General features: G+C 41.4%; 14 protein-coding genes. 10 read left to right on the top strand and 4 right to left on the bottom strand.

Features of this window, described 5'->3' with window-relative positions; translation table 11 throughout:
- Positions 1 to 15: 15 nt before the first annotated feature.
- Both P1X15_RS00330 and P1X15_RS00325 read left to right on the top strand, forming a co-directional pair.
- Positions 16 to 2,427 (top strand): ABC transporter permease, encoded by a 2,412-nt coding sequence (locus P1X15_RS00330; protein ID WP_277336151.1) that lies wholly within the window; start codon positions 16 to 18, stop codon positions 2,425 to 2,427.
- A 72-nt stretch (positions 2,428 to 2,499) separates the two neighbouring features.
- Complete coding sequence (locus P1X15_RS00325) at positions 2,500 to 4,971, top strand: ABC transporter permease (RefSeq protein WP_277336150.1); 2,472 nt, start codon at positions 2,500 to 2,502, stop codon at positions 4,969 to 4,971.
- A gap of 251 nt (positions 4,972 to 5,222) precedes the next feature.
- Here the strand turns inward: P1X15_RS00325 and P1X15_RS00320 are convergent, their stop codons facing one another.
- From P1X15_RS00320 to P1X15_RS00305, 4 genes are read right to left on the bottom strand one after another with little or no spacing between them, the layout of a single operon-like run.
- On the bottom strand, positions 5,223 to 5,921 hold the full coding sequence (locus P1X15_RS00320; RefSeq protein WP_277336149.1) for a hypothetical protein: 699 nt from the start codon (positions 5,919 to 5,921) through the stop codon (positions 5,223 to 5,225).
- A gap of 21 nt (positions 5,922 to 5,942) precedes the next feature.
- Positions 5,943 to 6,719 carry a DUF4097 family beta strand repeat-containing protein gene (locus tag P1X15_RS00315; RefSeq protein ID WP_277336148.1) on the bottom strand — a complete coding sequence of 259 codons (777 nt, stop codon included), beginning with the start codon at positions 6,717 to 6,719 and terminating at the stop codon, positions 5,943 to 5,945.
- Between the two features lie 42 nt (positions 6,720 to 6,761).
- Positions 6,762 to 7,517, bottom strand: a complete 756-nt coding sequence (locus P1X15_RS00310; RefSeq protein ID WP_277336147.1) for a HEAT repeat domain-containing protein — start codon at positions 7,515 to 7,517, stop codon at positions 6,762 to 6,764.
- The gene (locus P1X15_RS00305; protein ID WP_277336888.1) at positions 7,501 to 8,019 is read right to left on the bottom strand and encodes a sigma-70 family RNA polymerase sigma factor; all 519 of its coding nucleotides are present in this window, start codon (positions 8,017 to 8,019) and stop codon (positions 7,501 to 7,503) included. The genes P1X15_RS00310 and P1X15_RS00305 overlap by 17 nt, the downstream gene beginning before the upstream one ends.
- A gap of 162 nt (positions 8,020 to 8,181) precedes the next feature.
- On the opposite strand from P1X15_RS00305, the gene P1X15_RS00300 reads away from it, so the two are divergent.
- The 8 genes from P1X15_RS00300 (at position 8,182) to P1X15_RS00265 (ending at position 19,986) form a co-directional block, all read left to right on the top strand.
- Complete coding sequence (locus P1X15_RS00300; protein ID WP_277336146.1) at positions 8,182 to 9,675, top strand: serine hydrolase domain-containing protein; 1,494 nt, start codon at positions 8,182 to 8,184, stop codon at positions 9,673 to 9,675.
- 173 nt (positions 9,676 to 9,848) lie between these two features.
- Positions 9,849 to 10,397, top strand: coding sequence for an RNA polymerase sigma factor (locus P1X15_RS00295; RefSeq protein WP_277336887.1), 549 nt, complete (start codon positions 9,849 to 9,851; stop codon positions 10,395 to 10,397).
- A complete protein-coding gene (locus P1X15_RS00290) occupies positions 10,366 to 11,202 on the top strand; it encodes a HEAT repeat domain-containing protein (protein WP_277336145.1) in 837 nt (278 codons plus the stop codon). The genes P1X15_RS00295 and P1X15_RS00290 overlap by 32 nt, the downstream gene beginning before the upstream one ends.
- A 76-nt stretch (positions 11,203 to 11,278) precedes the next feature.
- Positions 11,279 to 12,148, top strand: coding sequence for a hypothetical protein (locus tag P1X15_RS00285; protein WP_277336144.1), 870 nt, complete (start codon positions 11,279 to 11,281; stop codon positions 12,146 to 12,148).
- A gap of 82 nt (positions 12,149 to 12,230) precedes the next feature.
- Positions 12,231 to 13,061 (top strand): DUF4097 family beta strand repeat-containing protein, encoded by an 831-nt coding sequence (locus tag P1X15_RS00280; protein WP_273211491.1) that lies wholly within the window; start codon positions 12,231 to 12,233, stop codon positions 13,059 to 13,061.
- Between the two features lie 136 nt (positions 13,062 to 13,197).
- Positions 13,198 to 14,616, top strand: coding sequence for a serine hydrolase (locus P1X15_RS00275; protein ID WP_277336143.1), 1,419 nt, complete (start codon positions 13,198 to 13,200; stop codon positions 14,614 to 14,616).
- 171 nt (positions 14,617 to 14,787) lie between these two features.
- Positions 14,788 to 17,217 (top strand): ABC transporter permease, encoded by a 2,430-nt coding sequence (locus P1X15_RS00270; protein WP_277336142.1) that lies wholly within the window; start codon positions 14,788 to 14,790, stop codon positions 17,215 to 17,217.
- 327 nt (positions 17,218 to 17,544) lie between these two features.
- Positions 17,545 to 19,986: an ABC transporter permease gene (locus tag P1X15_RS00265; protein ID WP_277336141.1), complete on the top strand. Its 2,442-nt coding sequence runs from the start codon at positions 17,545 to 17,547 to the stop codon at positions 19,984 to 19,986.

The following is a 19,986-nucleotide window of genomic DNA, read 5'->3' as shown; positions in this document are numbered from 1 at the left end:
ACGGAAAATAGAAATATGAAAACATCAAATAATTTCTTCCCTATTGCAGGTTGGGAGGCTGGCATGGCGGCCAATTATATCAAAATAGCGTTTCGAAATCTCTGGAAAAACAAGCTTTTCTCCTTCATCAACATCATGGGTTTGGGGTTGGCTATTCCTTTTGCGCTATTGGCCTTGATGCATCTTCAAAGCACTTTTGAGTTTGACAATTTCCACCCTCATCCCGAACGCATTTATCGAGTTTTGACCAACGAAATAACCCGCGAAGGAACAGTGACAAAGTATGCTTCGTCGCCCTACTTACTAGCAGATGAGTTAAAAAACAACTACCCTAGCATTGAAAAAGCCACCAAAGTGGTGCGGGATTTTGGCTGGGAGCTAACTACTCCGTTTAAGTCGTTGAAAGTAAACACCTTGTACGTAGAGCCCAGTTTTTTCGAACTTTTTGGGTTTTCGCTCACCAAAGGAAGCATTTCAATAGCTCCCAATACGTTGATGTTGAGTACTGAAGCCGCTAAAAGGTTTTTTAATGATGCCAATCCTATTGGACAAACATTGGTACATCCTACCTACGGCCCCATGACGGTAACGGGCGTGTTGAAGCCTTTTAAAAAGCAAACGCAGTTTCGAAGCGATGTAATGGTATCGATAGCGACGTTAGAAAAATTTCGGCCAGAGATAAAACAAAACGCGGAATGGGGAACCTACGAAACCCACACCTTTGTGAGAGTCCAGCCTAATGCGCCTTCAAATGCTTTAGATTTGGCACTACAAGGAGTGGCTAAAAAGACGAATATCAACCTAACCGCTACCAAAAAGACCAATCTGTTTCGGAAACAGGCTTTGGCCGATATATCTCCAAGTGTCGAGGATTTGAGATACAATCCCTATGTAGACTCTATGGAAGATATTTATTTCAATTTTTTCATTCCTTTAATGATTTTGTTGTTGGCCGGTTTCAATTACACCAACCTGACATTGGCGCGGTCGTTGAGTCGCTCCAAAGAAGTAGGTGTACGCAAAGTGATGGGGGCAATTCGGGTTCAGTTGGTGATTCAGTTTATTTGTGAAGCGCTTATCATTGCCTTTTTTGCCTTTGGGATTGGGTTAGTGTTGTTGTATTTTATGAAACAAAACCTTCAAGTACAATGGCTTACCTGGGAGGTCGAAAATAAAACGCTAATCGGAGGAATGTTTGTGATTTTTACTTTGGTGTTGGGTATTTTGGCAGGGGCATTACCAGCCGTTATTTTGTCAAAATTTCAGCCTGCTATGGTCTTGAAAGGTATGTTAGGCCCGATTTCATTTGGAAAAGTAAACTTCCGAAAAAGCCTGATTGTCATTCAGTTTGTAGCTACGTTGGGGTTCTTGTTTATGATTGGTCATATGTACAATCAGTTTAGTTATATGGCTACCGAAAACGATAATTTTAACCGAAAAGGAATTTTTAATTTATCATTGGCAGGGCAAGATTATCGTGTGTTGATAGATGACATCAAAAAGCATAAAGATGTAGAAAAAATAGGTTTGGTCTCCATGCCCTTTGGAGGTGTGCCTTCGCAGCAAGCCATTAAAGTGCACGAAAAGGATGAAAATTCATCCACATACTATTATTCGGTCGATAAAAACTTCATCGAAAACATGAATCTGACGTTGGTAGCAGGTAAAAATTTACCCTTTTCTTCTACCGACTCGACGGGGCATTTTATCTTACTCAACGAAACCGCCGTGCAGCGTCTGCGCCTCGGCACGCCTCGCGAAACGATTGGGCAGCAGGTATTTTTGAACAATGGTTTTCCTGCCCAAATTGTGGGCATAGTCAAAGATTTTTGTCATTTCCATTACCAATACAAAAAAGAACCGTTGGTTTTCCAGTACAATCCGTCACAATTTGCGATGCTGTCGGTGAAAGTCAACCCACAAGTGCATCAGGATGCTTTCTTGGCCGATATGAAGACCATTTGGAAAAAACACCATCCTTACAAAGAACTAGGGTATTCGTGGTACGAAAAAGAACTATATGACCGCTACTATCCGGCAGAAGATATGAAAATCATGGGCTTGGCCTCAGTCATCATTTTTGTAATTGCCCTTATGGGATTGCTAGGCATGGTGACATACAGTACCGAAAAACGCTACAAAGAAATCGGGATTCGGAAAGTAATGGGAGCAAGCGTATGGGAAGTGGTTCGGATTTTGTCGTGGAGTTTTTTGAAACTATTGTTTATTGCAGCAGTGGTCGCTTTACCGATTGGATTGGTTGAGAATATGTTTATGAATAAGATGTTTACTTTTTATGCAGGGTTAAACATAGGCTTGATGGTTCTGTTTTTTGGGGTAGTGTTGACTGTGGCCATTGGAGCGATTGCTTATTACGCGACCAAAGCTGCTTTGGTAAATCCCGTAAAATCATTGAAATCGGAATAAATTTATGCGTGCAGGGCCGTTGGAATGGTCGTTGCAATGCAATGACCATTCCAACAAATAATCTATATCATCATGGTACAAAACTATCTCAAAATCGCCTTTCGTAACTTAACTCGAAATAAGGTGTACAGTATTATCAATATAGCAGGTTTGGCAATGGGCCTAACGGCTTGTTGGTTGATTATGCTTTATGTACAACATGAAAAAAGCTATGATGAATTTTTGCCATATGCTGAGCGTACACACGCAGTAGCACTCAACATCAAAATGGGGCAGGATGAAGGTCGTACTACCAATACCCCGCCCCCTTTAGGGCCGCAGTTGGCGATTGATTATCCTGAAATTGAGATGTTTGCCCGAACGTTTGACCTAGGCACCACTGTCATTCAACGGGACTTGCCAAACCAAAAACCCCTACTTTTTAATGAAGACGGGATTATGGCAGCTGATACTGCCTTTCTCGAATTATTTGGTTTTCCGATGCAGCAAGGTGATGTATCATTGGTACTGGATAAGCCTAATAGTGTGGTGTTGACCGAAAAAATGGCAAAAAAATACTTTGGTAATTTGGATGCAATGGGTCGCTCCTTGACGATTAATGACCGCCCTTTTAGCATTACTGGTATCGTTAAAGACATTCCTTCCAACTCTTCTGTTCAATTTGATTTTTTGGTTTCAATGACCAATTTCAAAGTAGTGGAGCGTTTTTCGTGGAGCTGGGTATGGCTCCAAATGGATACATGGGTACGCCTTCGTAAGCCTCTTACTCCTGAGGCATTGGCAGCGCTTACCGATAGGTTTGATCTCATGGTACGTACTCATGCACCCGCGGCTTATCAACGCATTGGCCAAAATTTTGAGGAAAACATGAAGCGCGGAGACCGTTATAAAGTCGAACTTTTACCTTTAAAGTCTCTGCATCTGCATCAGCCGGGCCTCTCTTCCAGACTCAATACTTTGGGGGATGCCCAACAAGTTGAGTTATTTAGTATCATCAGTGTGTTGATACTAATCATTGCCTGCGTCAATTTTACCAACCTTACTACCGCACGCTCCTTACAAAGAGCTCGCGAAGTAGGAGTAAGAAAGGCGATTGGCTCGCAACGTAGCACCATCATTGGTCAATTTTTAATAGAAGCATTCTTGTTTAGTCTAATGGCACTAGGCCTAACTATGATTCTAGCATCTTTAGCTCTGCCGCTGTTCAATCAACTCACCGACCATGTATGGACTTTCAAGGAGCTTTTTTCACCAAATACCGTTGGTTTGATGCTGATATTACCCTTCATAAGTACGCTTTTAGGAGGAATCTATCCTGCCCTTTATTTATCCAAATTTAAGCCTGTAGATATCTTCAAAGCTGCGACTCCTTCGGCCAAAGGCGGACAGGGCTGGCTCCGTAGTAGTTTGGTGGTATTTCAGTTTGCGGTTTCTATCACCTTGATGATATGCGCCACGGTCGTTTATTGGCAATTACAATTTGCACAAAACCAATCGGCTGGTTTACAGCGCAAAAACATCTTGATTGTAGAAAATGTACGACACCTAGAATCTGAAAGTACCAGAGAAACTTTCAGACAAAAATTGCTCCAACTACCCGAAGTGCAGCAAGTAACACATTCGACTTTCTTGCCTTCTTTAGGAAGTTTTGGGGATTTTTATGAGCCAGAGCAAGGTACTCAAACCAGTCCTGTTGTTCAAAATTTACCTATTTCTTCTTTTTTAACCGACGAGTATTTTGTACCAACTTTGGGAATTCAATTGTTAGAAGGTAGAAATTTTGTTCATAATTCGACCCTTGATTCTACTTCAGTTATTCTTAACGAAGCAGCAGTAAAAGCCATTGGCTGGCAAAAACCCATAGGTAAATGGATGCGCTACCCTGGCAATCGAAACCAACGCTTTCAGGTAGTAGGAATTATGAAAGATTTTCACATTGGGTCGATTAGAGCAGCTATTGAGCCTGTAGCGATTTTTCATAAATCTTCTAAAACTTACCAAACTTGGGGTTCGTACCTAGCGGTCAAATTACAACCTCATACCGAAAAAGCGGCCATCGCCAAAATCGAATCTTTATGGCAAAAGAGTATCCCTAATGTTCCGTTTGAGTTTGACTTTTTGGATGCTTCTTTCAAGACGTTATATCATACAGAAAACAAAGTCAGTTTGATTCTAGGGGTATTTACGGCTTTGGCACTTATCATTGGCTGTTTGGGATTGTTTGCCCTAGCCACATTTTCGGCTGAAGTGCGTACCAAAGAAATTGGCATTCGCAAAGTCTTGGGCGCTTCTGTGTTAGGCATCACAGCACTACTTTCCAAAGACTTCCTCAAGCTTGTGATTATCGCGATTGTGATTGCTTCTCCTATTGCTTGGTATTTGATGTCGGCGTGGCTACAAGATTTTGCTTATCGCATCAGTATTTCGTGGTGGATGTTTGCGATTGCAGGAGGATTAGCCGTTTTGATTGCCCTTTTGACGGTTGGTTTTCAATCTGTCAAAGCGGCATTATCAGATCCTGTAAAATCATTAAAAACCGAATAATTGGTGTATTGCCCGTATTACGATTGCCTGTACGATTGCAGTAGAGACGTTGCATGCAACGTCTCTACACATTGGCATCATCCACATCTACGGGTCTTGCAGACAGACGTTATATAGACATTGCGTGCAGACGTTGAATATAGACGTTATACAGACAGACGTTGAATACAAACAGACGTTATACAAGACGTTGAATACAGACAGACGTTATACAAGACGTTGAATACAGACAGACGTTGCATGCAACGTCTCTACGGATTTTTTCGGACATACAGATTGTTGCTGATTGATTCTAATCGTACCTCTGGCCCGCCACCGTTTACGGTTCCTTCTAACAAATACCCAACTATCGGATTTTTCTGATTTTTAGATTTAAAATCAATATTTAAATCTGTATAAACCTCTCCTGTAATGGTCTTCATAGCCAAATTAACCCCTTGGGTTGTGGGCCAACTAAAATCCACATAGCCGCTGATGGTTTTGGCAAATACAGGACTGCTAGCACCTTTGATGTCGATATTGCCATTGATAGTTTCTAGCTTCAACTTAGCTTGCTTGGGCAAATACACTTGATAATTGATTTTACTACACACATAGTAATCATTGCCATTGCGCTCTGTGCGCCAAGTAGATTTAGACCCAGGGCAATCCTCCGCTTTGCCTTGTTTCATCATTTCTTTGTCAAAATCAGTTTTGAATACAATCTCTTCAGCGCTAGAAGATGATTCGACAGTAAGGGCATCATTGAGGTGACCGCTGTTTATGGTTACTTCAATCCTTATGGAGACTTCGGATTTGTCCCAGTATCTTACCTGAATGCTATCACCAAATTTTAGATTTAGGTTTACGGTTTGTTTAGCCGAAAAAGGAATTTTCTTTTCAATGATTTTTTGAGAAAAAGCTGTATTAATCACCAATAAGGCTCCCAGCAAAAGTGAAAAAGTTTTCATGGCAGTATGAGTTGTAGAGGGTTATTTTTGTTTCCGGAGGTAAATATTGCTACTTATACTATTGAGTTTAATTTCTACCCCGCCTCCATTGGTGGTAGCGTCGATATTATTACCGCCACCTACTCGGGGCATCCCTTCTTTGGAAGTTTTAAGACCAAGGTCAAAATCAGTATACATTTCACCAGTAATCGACCGAAGACTTAAATTGGCTTTGGTATTGGCTGGCAATGTCACATCAATAAACCCGCTAATCACCGAAATAGCACTTGGCTTTGTCTGATTGACATTCGAATACACTACTTTTACATCGCCACTTGTACTATTGGCCACCACAGGGCCGGTGACGTCATAGAGTTCAATTTTTCCATTTTTGGTCTTGATTTCTAAATCTCCATCCATATTTTTGATGTAAATATCAGCAGAGTGCCAGTTGGCTTGTTCATAAAAAATAGCCGCTTTTTTAGGAACTCGGATTTCGTAATTGGAATTTTTACGAGATGCCTTTTCGATTTTGAGTACGTTGTTTTGGGTGGTCACCGCTAGCCCAACACCCGTATTATCAATAGCCGAATTATACAAAGGTCTGAGTCCTTTGGCCTGCTCGGGTGGAGCCTGAAATCCATTTCCCTTAATGATTACTTCATTGCCATCGTAGCCTTCGATTTTGAGATTTCCGGCATCCATCTCAATCACAATTTTTTGCTCTTTCGAATTGGCAAATTTGGTTTTAAACTCTTGGGCAAAAACTCCCCCAACACACCCCAACAATAAGGTGCCTACTAAAATGTTTCGTTTCATGGTTTGATATTGTAAAGTAAGATGTATTGTTTTGGCCTCTCTTTAAGAGGTTGATTTTTTCTTCAATTGCATGACGCCTTCTTCTGCTTTTTGACGCACAATCTCCAATGCTTCTTGATTTTGGGCTAAACGTTGCATGGCGTCGGCGGCGCGTTTTTCTTTGATAGACACCAAAATTTCAATCAATGTAAGTTGCACATTGGGGTCGGTCTGAATCTTGAGTGATTGAATCAACCCTTCCCTTACCAAAGGCTCATTTTCAAACCGCCGTAACGCCTGACATGCCGCTAAACGGACGTTTATGTTGTCATCAAAATTCATGGTATTGATGAGAATTTGGGTAATTTCAGCATCCACCTCAGAGAGATTACTTACCTGATTGACCGCCCAAATACGCTCACTAGCCGAGGTGTGGGATTGGCTCAAATCCAAGCTTTTCTTCATGGCTATCATCTCGTGGCTCTGTATATCCATTGCTTGAGATTTATAAAGTGTGTACCCCCTTCCGCCCGCAAATCCAACCAAAATCAAGGTCACACCCGCCGCCACCCGTAAACCCCATGTAGTGAGTGTACGTACTTTGGTGCGATTGTGGAGTTGATTCACTATACGATAGCTTACCCCTGCCGACGGCTCTTGCGTGCGGGCATCGGTAGCATAGCGAAATTGTGCTGCGTGACTTTGTAAATGAACAGGAATGCCTTCTTGCTGAAAAAAATCGCGCAATTGCCGCTCTTCATCCAAAGACGTTTCGCCTTCATAATATTTATCTAACAATGCTTCAATGTCCTGATTCATAATTATTTACTTTTAAATACCCGTCTCTCACTTCCTTCCGCGCCCTCGACAATGCCACCCTTATGTTGTTGATGGTCATTCCGGTTATTTCTTGAATTTCTTCAAAAGAATACTCTTCCACATCTCGCAAATGCAAAATAAGCCTATGCTGCTCTGGCAATGCCTCTATAAGTTGGCGCATCAGGGCAGCGCTGTCTGAGAGTTCGGCCTGCTGATACGGTGACTTTGCATTGGTACTTATTTCTGGCAAGTTTGTCTCTGCTTCGGTACTTTGATATACTTTAGACTTTAGTTTATCCAAGCACATATTTCGGGTCATCTGTACGGCCAACGCTTCTACACTCTGGTAATTGTCAAGTTGTTGACGGTTGCTCCACAACTTCAGCAGCACATCCTGCAATGTATCTTCCGCTTCCTCACGACTGCGAAGAAATAGCTTGGCTATCCTATAAAGGCGCCCTTGGGTAGGAAGAACGAGTTGTGTAAAAGCTTTTAAATCCATTTCAATAGCAAAGACGATTGAGCTCAAAAAACATTACAAATTATTTGTAACTTTTTTTGAGAAGCGAAGTTTTCACGTCCAAATCCTCCACAACCTTTTTCTCATTTACTCTATATGAAAAAAAACAGCCTTTTTGAGAGCGCCTTCTTTCTCTTATTTATTATGAGCTACCAAGCTGGGTTTTCGCAGCAAACGATACCTATCAATCAAAAAGTAGCTCGAATTGATTCTTTTGTAACCTCTTTAGCCAATCATCATTTATTCAATGGAACTCTTTTGGTAGCCGAGGAGGGAAAAGTTATCTATAAAAAATCCTTAGGGTATGCTGATTTTGGGCGGGGCATACCCAATACCGACACCAGTCTTTTCAACTTGGCTTCTTTATCCAAACCTTTTACGGCGATTGCGGTGCTTCAATTGGTACAAAAAGGGCTGCTAAAACTAACAGATACCTTTGCTAGCTATTTCCCCAATTTTCCCTACACGGCAATTACAATTCAGCATTTACTGACCCAAACATCAGGTATTCCTGTCGTAGAACGCTACGAGGAGGAGTACATAAAAGCGTACCCAAAGGAAATTATTAGTACTCAAAAAGCCTATGAACATCTAGTTTCCTTAAACAAACCATTGAACTTTACGGCGGGGAATCGATGGCAGTACAACAATGCCAATTATTTTTTATTGGCATTGTTGGTGGAGAAATTAAGCCAAACCTCTTTTGCTTACTACATGAAAAAGAATGTTTTCACCCCTGCAGGTATGAAAAAAACCTACGTCCGAGAACTTGGCATGGCCAATACATCACGATATACATTACTCAATTTTTACAGCCCCACCTACCATAATGTCGATTCTCTAAACCCCGCCGAGCATTATACTTATTATCATTTGGGCAGTCTAATAGGGCCCAATAACATCATAAGTACGATAGAAGATTTGTGGCATTTTGACAATGCCTTTGCTGCTGGCAAGCTCCTCTCTTTGACACTGATGAAAACAGCCTTTATGCCCGTTGTACTAAACGACGGGAAGCCATTTCGCATGGGCAGCAGTACGCGCTCTTACGGTTTAGGGTGGAATGTTTATACAAGTAAGGCCGAACCCGCCGACACCTCTATTTTTCATGATGGGCGCATTATTGGTCTAACCACATTTATGCACCGCAATCTCACTAAAAAGCAAACGATTCTCTTCTACGACAATACTGAAAATAATCCAATACAAGTCATGGTTTCGATTTCTAATTTGTTGAATGGCACGCCTGCCTTACCCATTCGGCTCACCAAATCATTGGCAAAAGTTTATGGAGAAATATTGGTAAACAAAGGTATTGATGACGCCGCCACTAAGTTCAACGAATTAAAAAATGACAGCACCAATTATTACGTAGATGAACTAGAAATGAATCGCTTAGGCTATGACTTGCTCAAAGCGCCTTTTCCTAATCATAATGAATTGTCGTTGGAAGTATTTAAAATCAATACCTTACTTTATCCAAAAAGCGGCAATACCTACGACAGTTACGCGTATGCTTTAGCCAAAAGCGGCAAGAAAGAAGCGGCGATTGCGATGTACCGAAAATCTATTGTGTTATCTCCTAACAATGAGGAAGGAAAGCGGGCACTGAAAGAATTAGAAGGACAAAAGGAATAGCAACTCAGATAGACATAGCTACCTGATTATCTGACAATTGTATTTGTTTTTTATATTTATTGCAAAAAAAACTCTTTTTCCTGTAACCTTCTTACGCTTCGGAAGTTTCCACGTACAAATCACCTCATTAATCATCCTCGAAACACTTGAATACATTATCGGACAATGCGCTTATGCTTCGGGTAAAAGCCGGAGATTTAGACAAGATGGGCTTGCTCTTTGAGCGTTATCATCGGCCATTGTTCGCCTTTTTGTACCACATGACTGGCCAAGCCCATGCTTGCGAAGATTTGGTTCAAAATGTATTTTATAGAATGCTCAAATATCGCCATACTTTCAATGGTGATGGGGAGTTTAGAACTTGGATGTATCATTTGGCACGGAATATTTTGAATGATTCCTTCCGTCAACAAGAACGCTGGGGAGGCCCCAAATACGACATAGCCGAATTGGCCGAAAAGCTCGGCGGGGGTGTAGCGGCCGACGAACAACTCGAAAAGAAGCAAGAATTAGAAGCATTACAAGACGCTATGGCCAAACTTAGCCCCGAACATAGAGAAGTGCTGATAATGAGCCGATACCAAGAATTAAAATACGAAGAAATCGCCAAGATTCTGAATACTACCGAAGGCGCCATCAAAGTGAGAGTGCACCGTGCTTTGGGAGAATTAAAAAAAAATTATTTACACATTGAAAAAGGAAGCAAAGCTCATGAACTGTGAAGAGTCAAAACAACGGCTAACGGGCTGGCTAAATCACCAACTAACTGAGTCCGAACAAGAAGCCCTCAATAAACATTTAATTGAATGCCCGGATTGTCAGCGCGAATTTGAAACCGACCGCCAACTGTGGCAGCTAATGGGAAAGGTAACTATACCCCAACCTACTGAGCATTTGCGAGAGGGTTTTTATGCAATGCTCAACCATTTTAAAGAAACGGAAGCACCCAAAAAGACGAATGTATGGCAAGAATTTATCCAAAAATGGCAACGTTTTTGGACCCCACAACTAGCTCTTCGATTGGCTTATAGTATTTGTCTCATAAGCATAGGTTTGCTAGGGGGATACTGGCTAACTCGCCCCAAAGAAATGGCCTATCAGGAGCAACTGGATACTCTTACAAAAGAAGTACAAGATATGCGCCAAATGATGATGCTTTCGCTGATTGAAAACCCTTCGGCAAGCGAGCGCCTACGTGCTGTAAGCTATACCAAAGAAATCAACGAAATAGACAGCCGCGTGCTAGAAGCTTTGTTTACAACTCTCAACAACGACCCCAACGTCAATGTGCGTTTAGTGACTTTAGAAGCGCTGGCCCAAATGGCAAAAGACCCTCACGTGAGGGAGGGTTTGGTGCAATCGCTTCCCCAACAAGAGTCGCCGCTGGTGCAAGTAGCCTTGGCCGATTTGATGGTAAAACTGCAAGAAAAACGCTCTATCAGGGCATTTAAGCAAATGCTCCGTCGTGATGATTTGAATGATTTGGTAAAAACAAAAATCCAACAAACCATCAAAGACTTGTCATAGCCTCAAGCAACAGCAATAACTCACAGTCAGACAGTTACAAAAAAACGCTCTAAATAAAATAATCTCTCCAATAGCTATGAAACCTATTTTTCTCGCCCTACTGGCGGGCGTGGTACTCTCTTGTACCCAAACCTCCGCCCAATCTCTTGATTTTAAGGAACAAGTCAAGAAGGAATTTACGCTCCAACAAAATGCCGCCAATAGTACTTTAGCCATTTACAACATCAATGGATCCATTAAAGTAGAAGGCTACTCAGGCGACAAAGTACTGATAGAAGTTGACCAGACGATTTCGGCCAAAACTAAGGAAATTTTGGAGCAAGGCAAAGCCGAATTTAAACTGATGTTTGAACAAAAACCCGACAGCATCATCGCTTATATTTTGGAGCCCTATGATTCCCGTCCCAATCGCAATTGGAAAGATCGAAACTACAATCGACGTATAGAATACCGCTACGACCTCGATTTTACCATCAAAATACCGCGAGCGATGAGCATTCACATCTCAACCGTCAACGGCGGAAATGTCACCGTAGAAAATGTAGATGGTGCGCTCCAAGCCTATAATGTCAATGGTGCTATTACGCTCACCAATGCCAAAGGTGCTACCGAAGCCCGCACCGTTAATGGCAATGTGACCGCCAACTATACGGCTATTCCGCCCGGAAAATCTGATTACAAAACCCTCAATGGAGATATCCGAATCACCTATCCTGCGGCTTTATCAGCCGACTGTGAGTTTAAGAGCTTTCGAGGAGAGTTTTATACTGATTTTGAAAATGTAGAAAATCTGCCTGTCAAAGTGGTCAAAAATCAGGATCAAAAAGAAGGAAAAACCACGGTGTATAAACTCAATACCGAAACCTCCGTTCGGATTGGAAATGGCGGCAAAATCTTCCGATTTGAGACCTTCAATGGTAATATTTATATCAAAAAACAATCATAATCACCCAATTTTCTTATCCTCCATTGGTGTAGGATAAACAAAACAAGTCCTAACTTTCCGAAAAGAAGGCCCTATTAATACTATGAAAATCATTCAATTATCTTTCGCAGCTTTTGTATTCATAACTACCCACTTGTCGGTAAACGCTCAAAATGACATCAAAGAGCAATTGGTAGTACCCTTGACCGACCCCAACAAACCAGGTAGTTTGCGCCTTAATATGGTGAATGGCTCCATCAAAATAACAGGCTACAGTGGCAAAGAAATCATCATAGATGCTACGAGCGAGGCTCCTAAACCCCACCCTAAAGAAAAAACAGATGAACTCGCCACAGGAATGAAGAAGATTTCGACGCGCGGGGGGATTGACCTGACTGCCGAAGAACGTAACAACAACGTGAAAGTCTCTTCGCACTTTATGAAACGTCCCATGGATTTGGCGATTAAAGTACCACAACAATTTTCGCTTCAAATCAGCACAGTCAATCATGGAGACATAGTAGTCGAAAATGTAACGGGAGTACTGGAAATCAGCAATGTAAATGGTGCCATTCACCTCAACAACGTTTCGGGTTCGGCGGTGGCTACTACCGTAAACGGTGAAGTAAAAGCCAATTTCAAAAGTGTAAATACCGATACTCCTATGGCTTTTACATCCCTCAATGGACGATTGGATGTGACTTTCCCTCCAACAGCCAAGTTTAACGTTAAGCTTAAATCTGACCGAGGCGAAATTTACAGCGACTTTGACGTAGATGTAGACAAAACTACTCCTAAAGCCAACAAGGTTACGAAAGACGGTCTTTATAAAGTAAGCATCGACGACTGGGTAGAAGGCAAAGTCAACGGGGGCGGCAGCGAAGTAATGATGAAAAACATGCACGGTAATATTTATATCCGAAAGGCCAAATAGTTTTTTTGAACCATATAAGGGCATGGGAGTTGCTGAGAGCCCAACTTAAATGCCCTTATATGGCTGCATAAGATTACCTAAAATTCGGGGTGACTCATGTTTATCAATCTTTTAAACCACACCTATTTCCCTGTTTATGAAAACAGCCCTCTCATTTCTTTTTATTCTTTTTGTTGCTCCCATCTTTGCACAAAATCCTCAACTTGAATCAATTATCAAACGTGAAATGCAAGAACGGCGAATTCCTGGCTTGCAAATTGCCGTGGTTCAACGAGGGCAAATTGTATTATCGAAATCGTACGGCATAGCCAATCTCCAATACGCTATTCCCGTCACTTCAAAAAGCATTTTTCAAATTAATTCCTGCACCAAAGCCTTTACGGGTGTAGCCATTATGCAACTAGTAGAGGAAGGAAAGATAGACCTTGAGGCGCCTGTGTCACGCTATCTGGATAGCCTTCCACAAGCATGGCAACCAGTCAAAGTACGTCAACTACTCACTCATGTATCAGGCCTTCCTGACATTCTTAGAGTTTTAGAAACTTCGCCTCCCAATCTCTCCGAAGAAGCAGCATGGGCCAAAACGACTATAGCCCCGATGAGTTTTACTACAGGAACGCAGTTTAGCTACAATCAAACCAACTATGCGCTGTTGGGAAAAATCATTGATAAATACCGCCAAAAACCTTTTGCTGAGGTTTTTAAGGAATTACAATTTCAAGCGGCTGGAATGCCCAATACTGGTTTTGGTGATTATCGCGATGTCATTCCCAACATGACTCAAAGCTATAAATATGTTTCAAGTCTTAATGGGCAAAAATTGAAAGAGGAAAAAATCATTAATTTTAATGCTGAATTTCCGCCATTTCGCCGGACAGCCTCGGGAATGAACAGCACTGCCGAAGATATAGCTAAGTGGATTATAGCATTACAAAAAGGAAATTTGCTAAAAACTAAAACAGCCATCAAAACGCTTTGGACCGCAGGCACATACAACAATGGTAAGCCTACGCAATGGGCATTGGGGTGGATGACTAAACCTCGCGCGAAACACTCGGCTGTAGTTGCTACGGGTGGCGGACGGTCGGCCTTCTTTGTGTATCCCGAAGATGATTTAACGATTGTGGTCTTGACCAATCTATCAGGAGCTTCTCCCGAAGATTTTATTGATGAATTGGCGGGATGCTTCAACCCAGAAATCCCCGCTTCTGACCCGCTTACGGCACTTCACATCCAGCTTCGCAAACAAGGTTTTGACCAAGCGATTGCGATTGTAAAAGAACAAAAAGCAAAGGGCGGTATTCCGCCTTCGGAACCAGATTTGAATGATTGGGCTTATAGGCTTCTTAGTAAAGGTCGACTAACCGAAGCCCTCCCACTTTTTCATCTGAATGTGTATCTCTATCCCGATAGTTGGAATGTGTATGACAGTTATGGCGAGGCGCTTATGAAGAATGGTCAAAAAGAAGAGGCCATCCGAATGTACAAAAAATCATTGGAACTGAACTCCCAGAATGAATACGGAAAAAAAGCACTGGAGGCGCTCATGAAATAATACAACCTTAATCATTCCATTTCTCCTGTCCGTAAGTGAACGAAAAATCGTCCATTTACGGACATTTTTGTGTTTGTGGATTTATGTAATTTTCTGATTATTAAATAGATATGTATGTGGCATAAGTATTGTCCCGTCCTGTAGATTAAGACATGAAAACCCAACGCAGCTATGTTAAGTAACTATTTCAAAATCGCCTATCGAAATCTACTTAAAAGCAAAGGTTATGCCGCTATCAATGTAGTAGGTATTGCCGTAGCAGTATGTATCTGCTTGTTTTTGTTTTTAATAGCCTATTTACAACTAACTTTTGATGCTTTTCATACCGACGGCAACCGAGTTTTTCAAACATATTTCGTCAACAATGACCCAGAAAGCGCTCGCAAATCGGGTACGATGCCGATACCGTTGACGCCCGCTTTAAAAACAGAATATCCTGAGATTGAAGCCGCCGCGAGAATAGTATCGGGGAGGAAGAGTTTAATTGAATACCAAGGGAAATACTTTGATAAATTAGTGACTCTGACCGACCCAGATTTTATGAAGGTATTCTCATTTCCTTTGCGCAAGGGGAATCGCGAAGTAGTCCTTCAAGAATTGAGCAGCATTGTACTTAGTGAAAACACCGCCAAGGCTATTTTTGGAAACGAAGACCCTCTTGGAAAATCATTAAAAATTGGGAATGAAGGAACTCAGAAACAATACATTGTTACGGGTATTTTGAGTGATGCCCCCTATAATTCGACGATTCAGTACGATGCTTTGATTAGGGTTGAAAGCCTAGCCAATTACCAATCTGAAAAGGACAACTGGTTGAATAACTCTCATTTGGTTTTTGTCAAAACAAACCCACAAGTGACGCAAGCTACATTAGAAAATCGATTAAAGTCGTTTGCAAAAAAATATTATGCGGGAGTGATTGAGACACTTGTCAAAAAGGGTGTCAAGTCGGATGAGCGTGGTGATTTGTTTACTATTCGGCTTCAACCTTTGGCCGATGTTCATTTTGCTCGGGATATTGATGGGGGTAAGGGAACTCCTATTGCTTTGATTTATGTGCTGTTGGGTATAGGTTTCTTTATTTTGTTGATTGCCTGCATCAATTTTATCAATTTGAGCATCGCCCGTTCGTTTACACGTGCCAAAGAAATGGGTGTCCGAAAATCGTTGGGTGCTTTAAAAAAACAGCTATTTATTCAAATTTGGAGCGAGTCAACCATCATCTGCTTTATAGGATTTGGGGTGGGCATTCTTCTGGCTTTTTCGTTTTTGTCTGAGTTTAATGCCCAATTTAATGCTAAAATTCAACTTGAGTACGCATTCCAGCCTGGGTTTATGGCCGTTATGTTGCTCCTGTTCGTTTTGGTTACATTTATTGCGGGAGGCTACCCTGCTTGGCAAATGATTAAGTTCAATCCTGTAGAAGTACTAAAAGGGAAAGTTTCCCTAAAACGTCCAGGGCTTTTACGAAATTCACTCCTTGTCGTGCAATTTTCCATGTCTTGTTTATTGGCTTGTGCCACCATTATTGCGCTTCAACAGGTCGGTTATTTACGTCAACAGCCGCTCGGTTTTCAGAAAGAACAAGTCATCAGTATTCCTGTTGGCAATTACACAAATGGTCGGCAGGTACTTCAACGAATGAGGAATAAATTGGCCAATAACCCTGCTATCGTTTCTGTAACGGGTACTGGCGTCAATTTGGGAAAAGGTAAAGATCGCGTCAGTTCGAGGTCGGTGGTTGGGTTCACTTACAAAGGCAGAGAAATAGCCACCGACTGGTTGTTGGTGGATTATGATTACCTCAAAACACTGAATATCAAAGTAGCAGCAGGACGGGATTTTGACCCAGCTTATCCAAGCGATTCGGTCAATCGGTTGGTGATTACGGCGAGTATGGCCAAAGCGATGGGCGAAAAGAATCCAGTGGGTTTGCTGTTGGGAGATGATGGCGATACGACAAGTGCTAAATCCCAAATCATCGGGGTTGTGCCTGACTTTCATTTGTATTCGTTGACTTCAGAAAGTAGGCCGATTACGATGCACATTTCTAACACCGAAACCATTCATTATATCTTTGTTCGAGTCACGCCCCAAAGCTTGGTTAGATCAATGGACAAATTGAAAAATGTATGGAAAGAAGTAGCGCCGCAGGCCGAATTCATGGGCACATTTTTGGATAAAAATATTGACGATTGGTACCAAGATGAAGAAATGATGTCGCAGGTTTTTAGTCTAGCGGCGGGGATTGCCATTTTCTTATCTTGTTTGGGGCTGTTTGCGGTTGCCTTGCTGGTGATTGAACAGCGAACCAAAGAAATCGGTATCCGTAAAGTGTTGGGAGCTGGTCTTCCCAACCTCGTCATTGTACTTTCAAAGGACTTTATCAAACTGATATTGATTGCTTTGGCCATTACCATTCCATTGGCTTGGTTTCTGATGCAAAAATGGCTGGATAGCTACACTTACCGCATCGAAATCAGTGCGTGGATTTTTGTCGGTGTTGGTGCTTCTGCCATTATCATAGCGTTAATCACCGTTAGTTTTCAAACGTTGAAAGCAGCCTTGACAAATCCGATAAATAGTTTAAAATCAGAATAAAAGTAATTACAAAATAGAAATCATCTTCATACTTTTGCTCATTTACGTCAAAGAATACTAGCACAAAAATTTTGAATAACGTTGTCCACTCGCGTACAAAAAGTGTCCAGATTCGGACACTTTTTTATTTTTACGGCAATGTAATTTGCTGATTTTTAAAAAATTGACTATCTGGCATAGCTTTGGCAGAATTAAAGAACAATATTAATATTCATACAGCCATTCTTAATTTTAAGCACAGGAAAAGGAAATATTAGGAGAAAGGAATTGTGTTATTGAGTCTTTTCTCCATTTTCTATCTGTTAATCTTTCTCCTTTACTACAACCATGATTTTCAATTACCTCAAAATCGCTTGGCGAAGCCTAAAAGTCAACAAGCTTTTTTCGGCACTCAATATTCTCGGTTTATCGTTGGGAATCATATGTTTTCTAACACTAGCGTTGTTTGTACTTGACGAATTAAACTACGACAGCTTTCATGCAAATGCCGACCGGATTTGTCGTGTATACGTTCATTCGAATATCAATGGGCAAGAAACCAACAACTCAAAATCTGCCGCTCCATTAGGTGCATCGTTACTTAAAGACATCCCTGAAGTAATGTCATATACTCGTATTGGGTATTTTGGGCAACATATACTCCAGTACAGTGACAAAACATTCCGCGAACGCAGCATTTATACGGTTGATTCGACCTATTTCTCAGTTTTTTCGTTCCCTTTTGTTTATGGCAATCCCAAAACAGCGTTAAACGGACCTAACCAAGTAGTTTTGACAGAAACCACTGCGGCAAAGTATTTTGGAACGGTTAATCCCGTTGGAAAAACGCTACTTGTCGACGGAAACTCTTCGTATTTGGTGACGGGAGTAATGAAAGATTTTCCTGAAAAATCGCATTTCCGTTGCGATTTTTTGCTCTCTATGGCTACCTATACCAAAGAAGCAAACACTGATTACTGGCTGGGACTCGATTATACTACCTATATTTTGCTGAAAGCAGGGGTCAATGTTTCTCAGTTTGAAACTAAGCTAAAGCAAATCATTACTACCTACGTAAAACCACAGGCCGAAAAACTTTTGGGAATCCCGTTTGACAACTTTTTAGCCCGTGGAAATGCCTACGAGCTTAAAGTTCAGCCTCTCACATCTATCTATTTGTATTCTCAAGCAACATATGGCATTGATACCAATACTGAGTGGGGAGCAATGAAATTTGGCGACATTACCTATGTGTATATTTTTGGAATTGTGGCTTTGTTTATTTTGCTGATCGCGGTCATTAACTTTATGAACCTAAGCACCGCTCGCTCTGAAAAACGGGCAAAAGAAGTAGGCATCAAAAAAACGCTTGGCTCTGACCGTAAGTCGATTATTCAGCAATTCATTACCGAGTCAGTACTGATTACTTTTTTTGCGGTAGTGCTGGCATTGGCCCTTCTCCAAATCACCTTACCTCTATTCAATCTATTGATTGATCGCCACTTGACATTAAACTTGGTAGAGAATCTTTACGCTGTTCCTGCACTACTGCTCTTCACCTTGGCAGTAGGAGCATTGGCTGGGAGTTATCCTGCCTTCTTCTTATCGTCCTTTAAACCAATTGATATTTTCCTCAAAACAACTCTAAAGCGTAAAATTGGTTTTCGGAGTGCGTTGGTAGTGGTTCAATTTTCGATTTCGGCAGCGTTGATTATTGGGATGATTGTGGTTAAAAGCCAACTTAATCATATCCAAGAGCAAAATTTGGGTTTCAAGAAAGAATATTTGCTATCGATTGATAATGCCAATGCGCTTGGTAAGCAAATATCCGCGTTCAAACAAGAACTCTTAAAAAGTCCGCATATCGAAGCGGCAACCAATAGTTCTTTAATATTTTCATCGGGAGTTCCAGGAAAAGGCTTTTTGTTTGATAAAAAAGCTACCACCGACCCTGTATTACTTCAAGCGTTGGATATTGATACTGACTTTCTCAAAACCTTTGGACTGCAATTAAAAGAAGGACGATTTTTTTCCAAAGACTTTCCGACTGATAGCGCGGCTATCATCATCAATGAAGCGGCACTCAAAGAATTGCCTAGTCGTTCGGTACTGAATAAAACACTGACAGTTATTAATAACCAGAATCAACCTGAGACATATACCATTATAGGCGTGATTAAAGATTTTAACTACGAATCGCTCCATCGCGAAATTCGTCCATTGGCATTTCATTTGAGTGCGGTTCGGCAAGCTAGCAGCCTTCTAACAGTACGTTTACGGGCAGGCAATCCTGATGCGGCATTGGCACATTTAGAAAAAACCTGGAAGCTCTTTGCCAAGGGAGAAACCTGCCGTTATGGATTTATGGATGAAAACTTGGAACGTCTTTATGCAACTGAACGAAAGGTAAACATCATTGCAACGTTGTTTTCGGCATGGGCTATATTCATAGCTTGTTTGGGCTTATTTGGCTTGGCGGTGTTGATTGCAGAGCAGAAAACAAAAGAAATCGGAATCCGTAAGGTATTGGGGGCATCATTAGCGGAATTGGTATTTACGATTTCAAAACCCTTCCTTGGTTGGATTGTTGTGGCCAATCTTATTGCATGGCCAATTACTTATTTTGCCATGACCAATTGGCTACAACATTTTGCGTATCGCATCGAAATACGTTGGTGGATGTTTGTGATAGCCAGTTTTTTTACCTTGCTAATCGCCTTTGCAACCATTAGTTCACAAAGCATAAAGACAGCACTAAGAAATCCCGTCAAAGCGTTAAAATCCGAATAG

It is taken from the genome of Runella sp. MFBS21 (genome assembly GCF_029433105.1).
Taxonomy (GTDB): domain Bacteria; phylum Bacteroidota; class Bacteroidia; order Cytophagales; family Spirosomataceae; genus Runella.
This window is presented reverse-complemented; position numbering and strand designations above follow the sequence as displayed.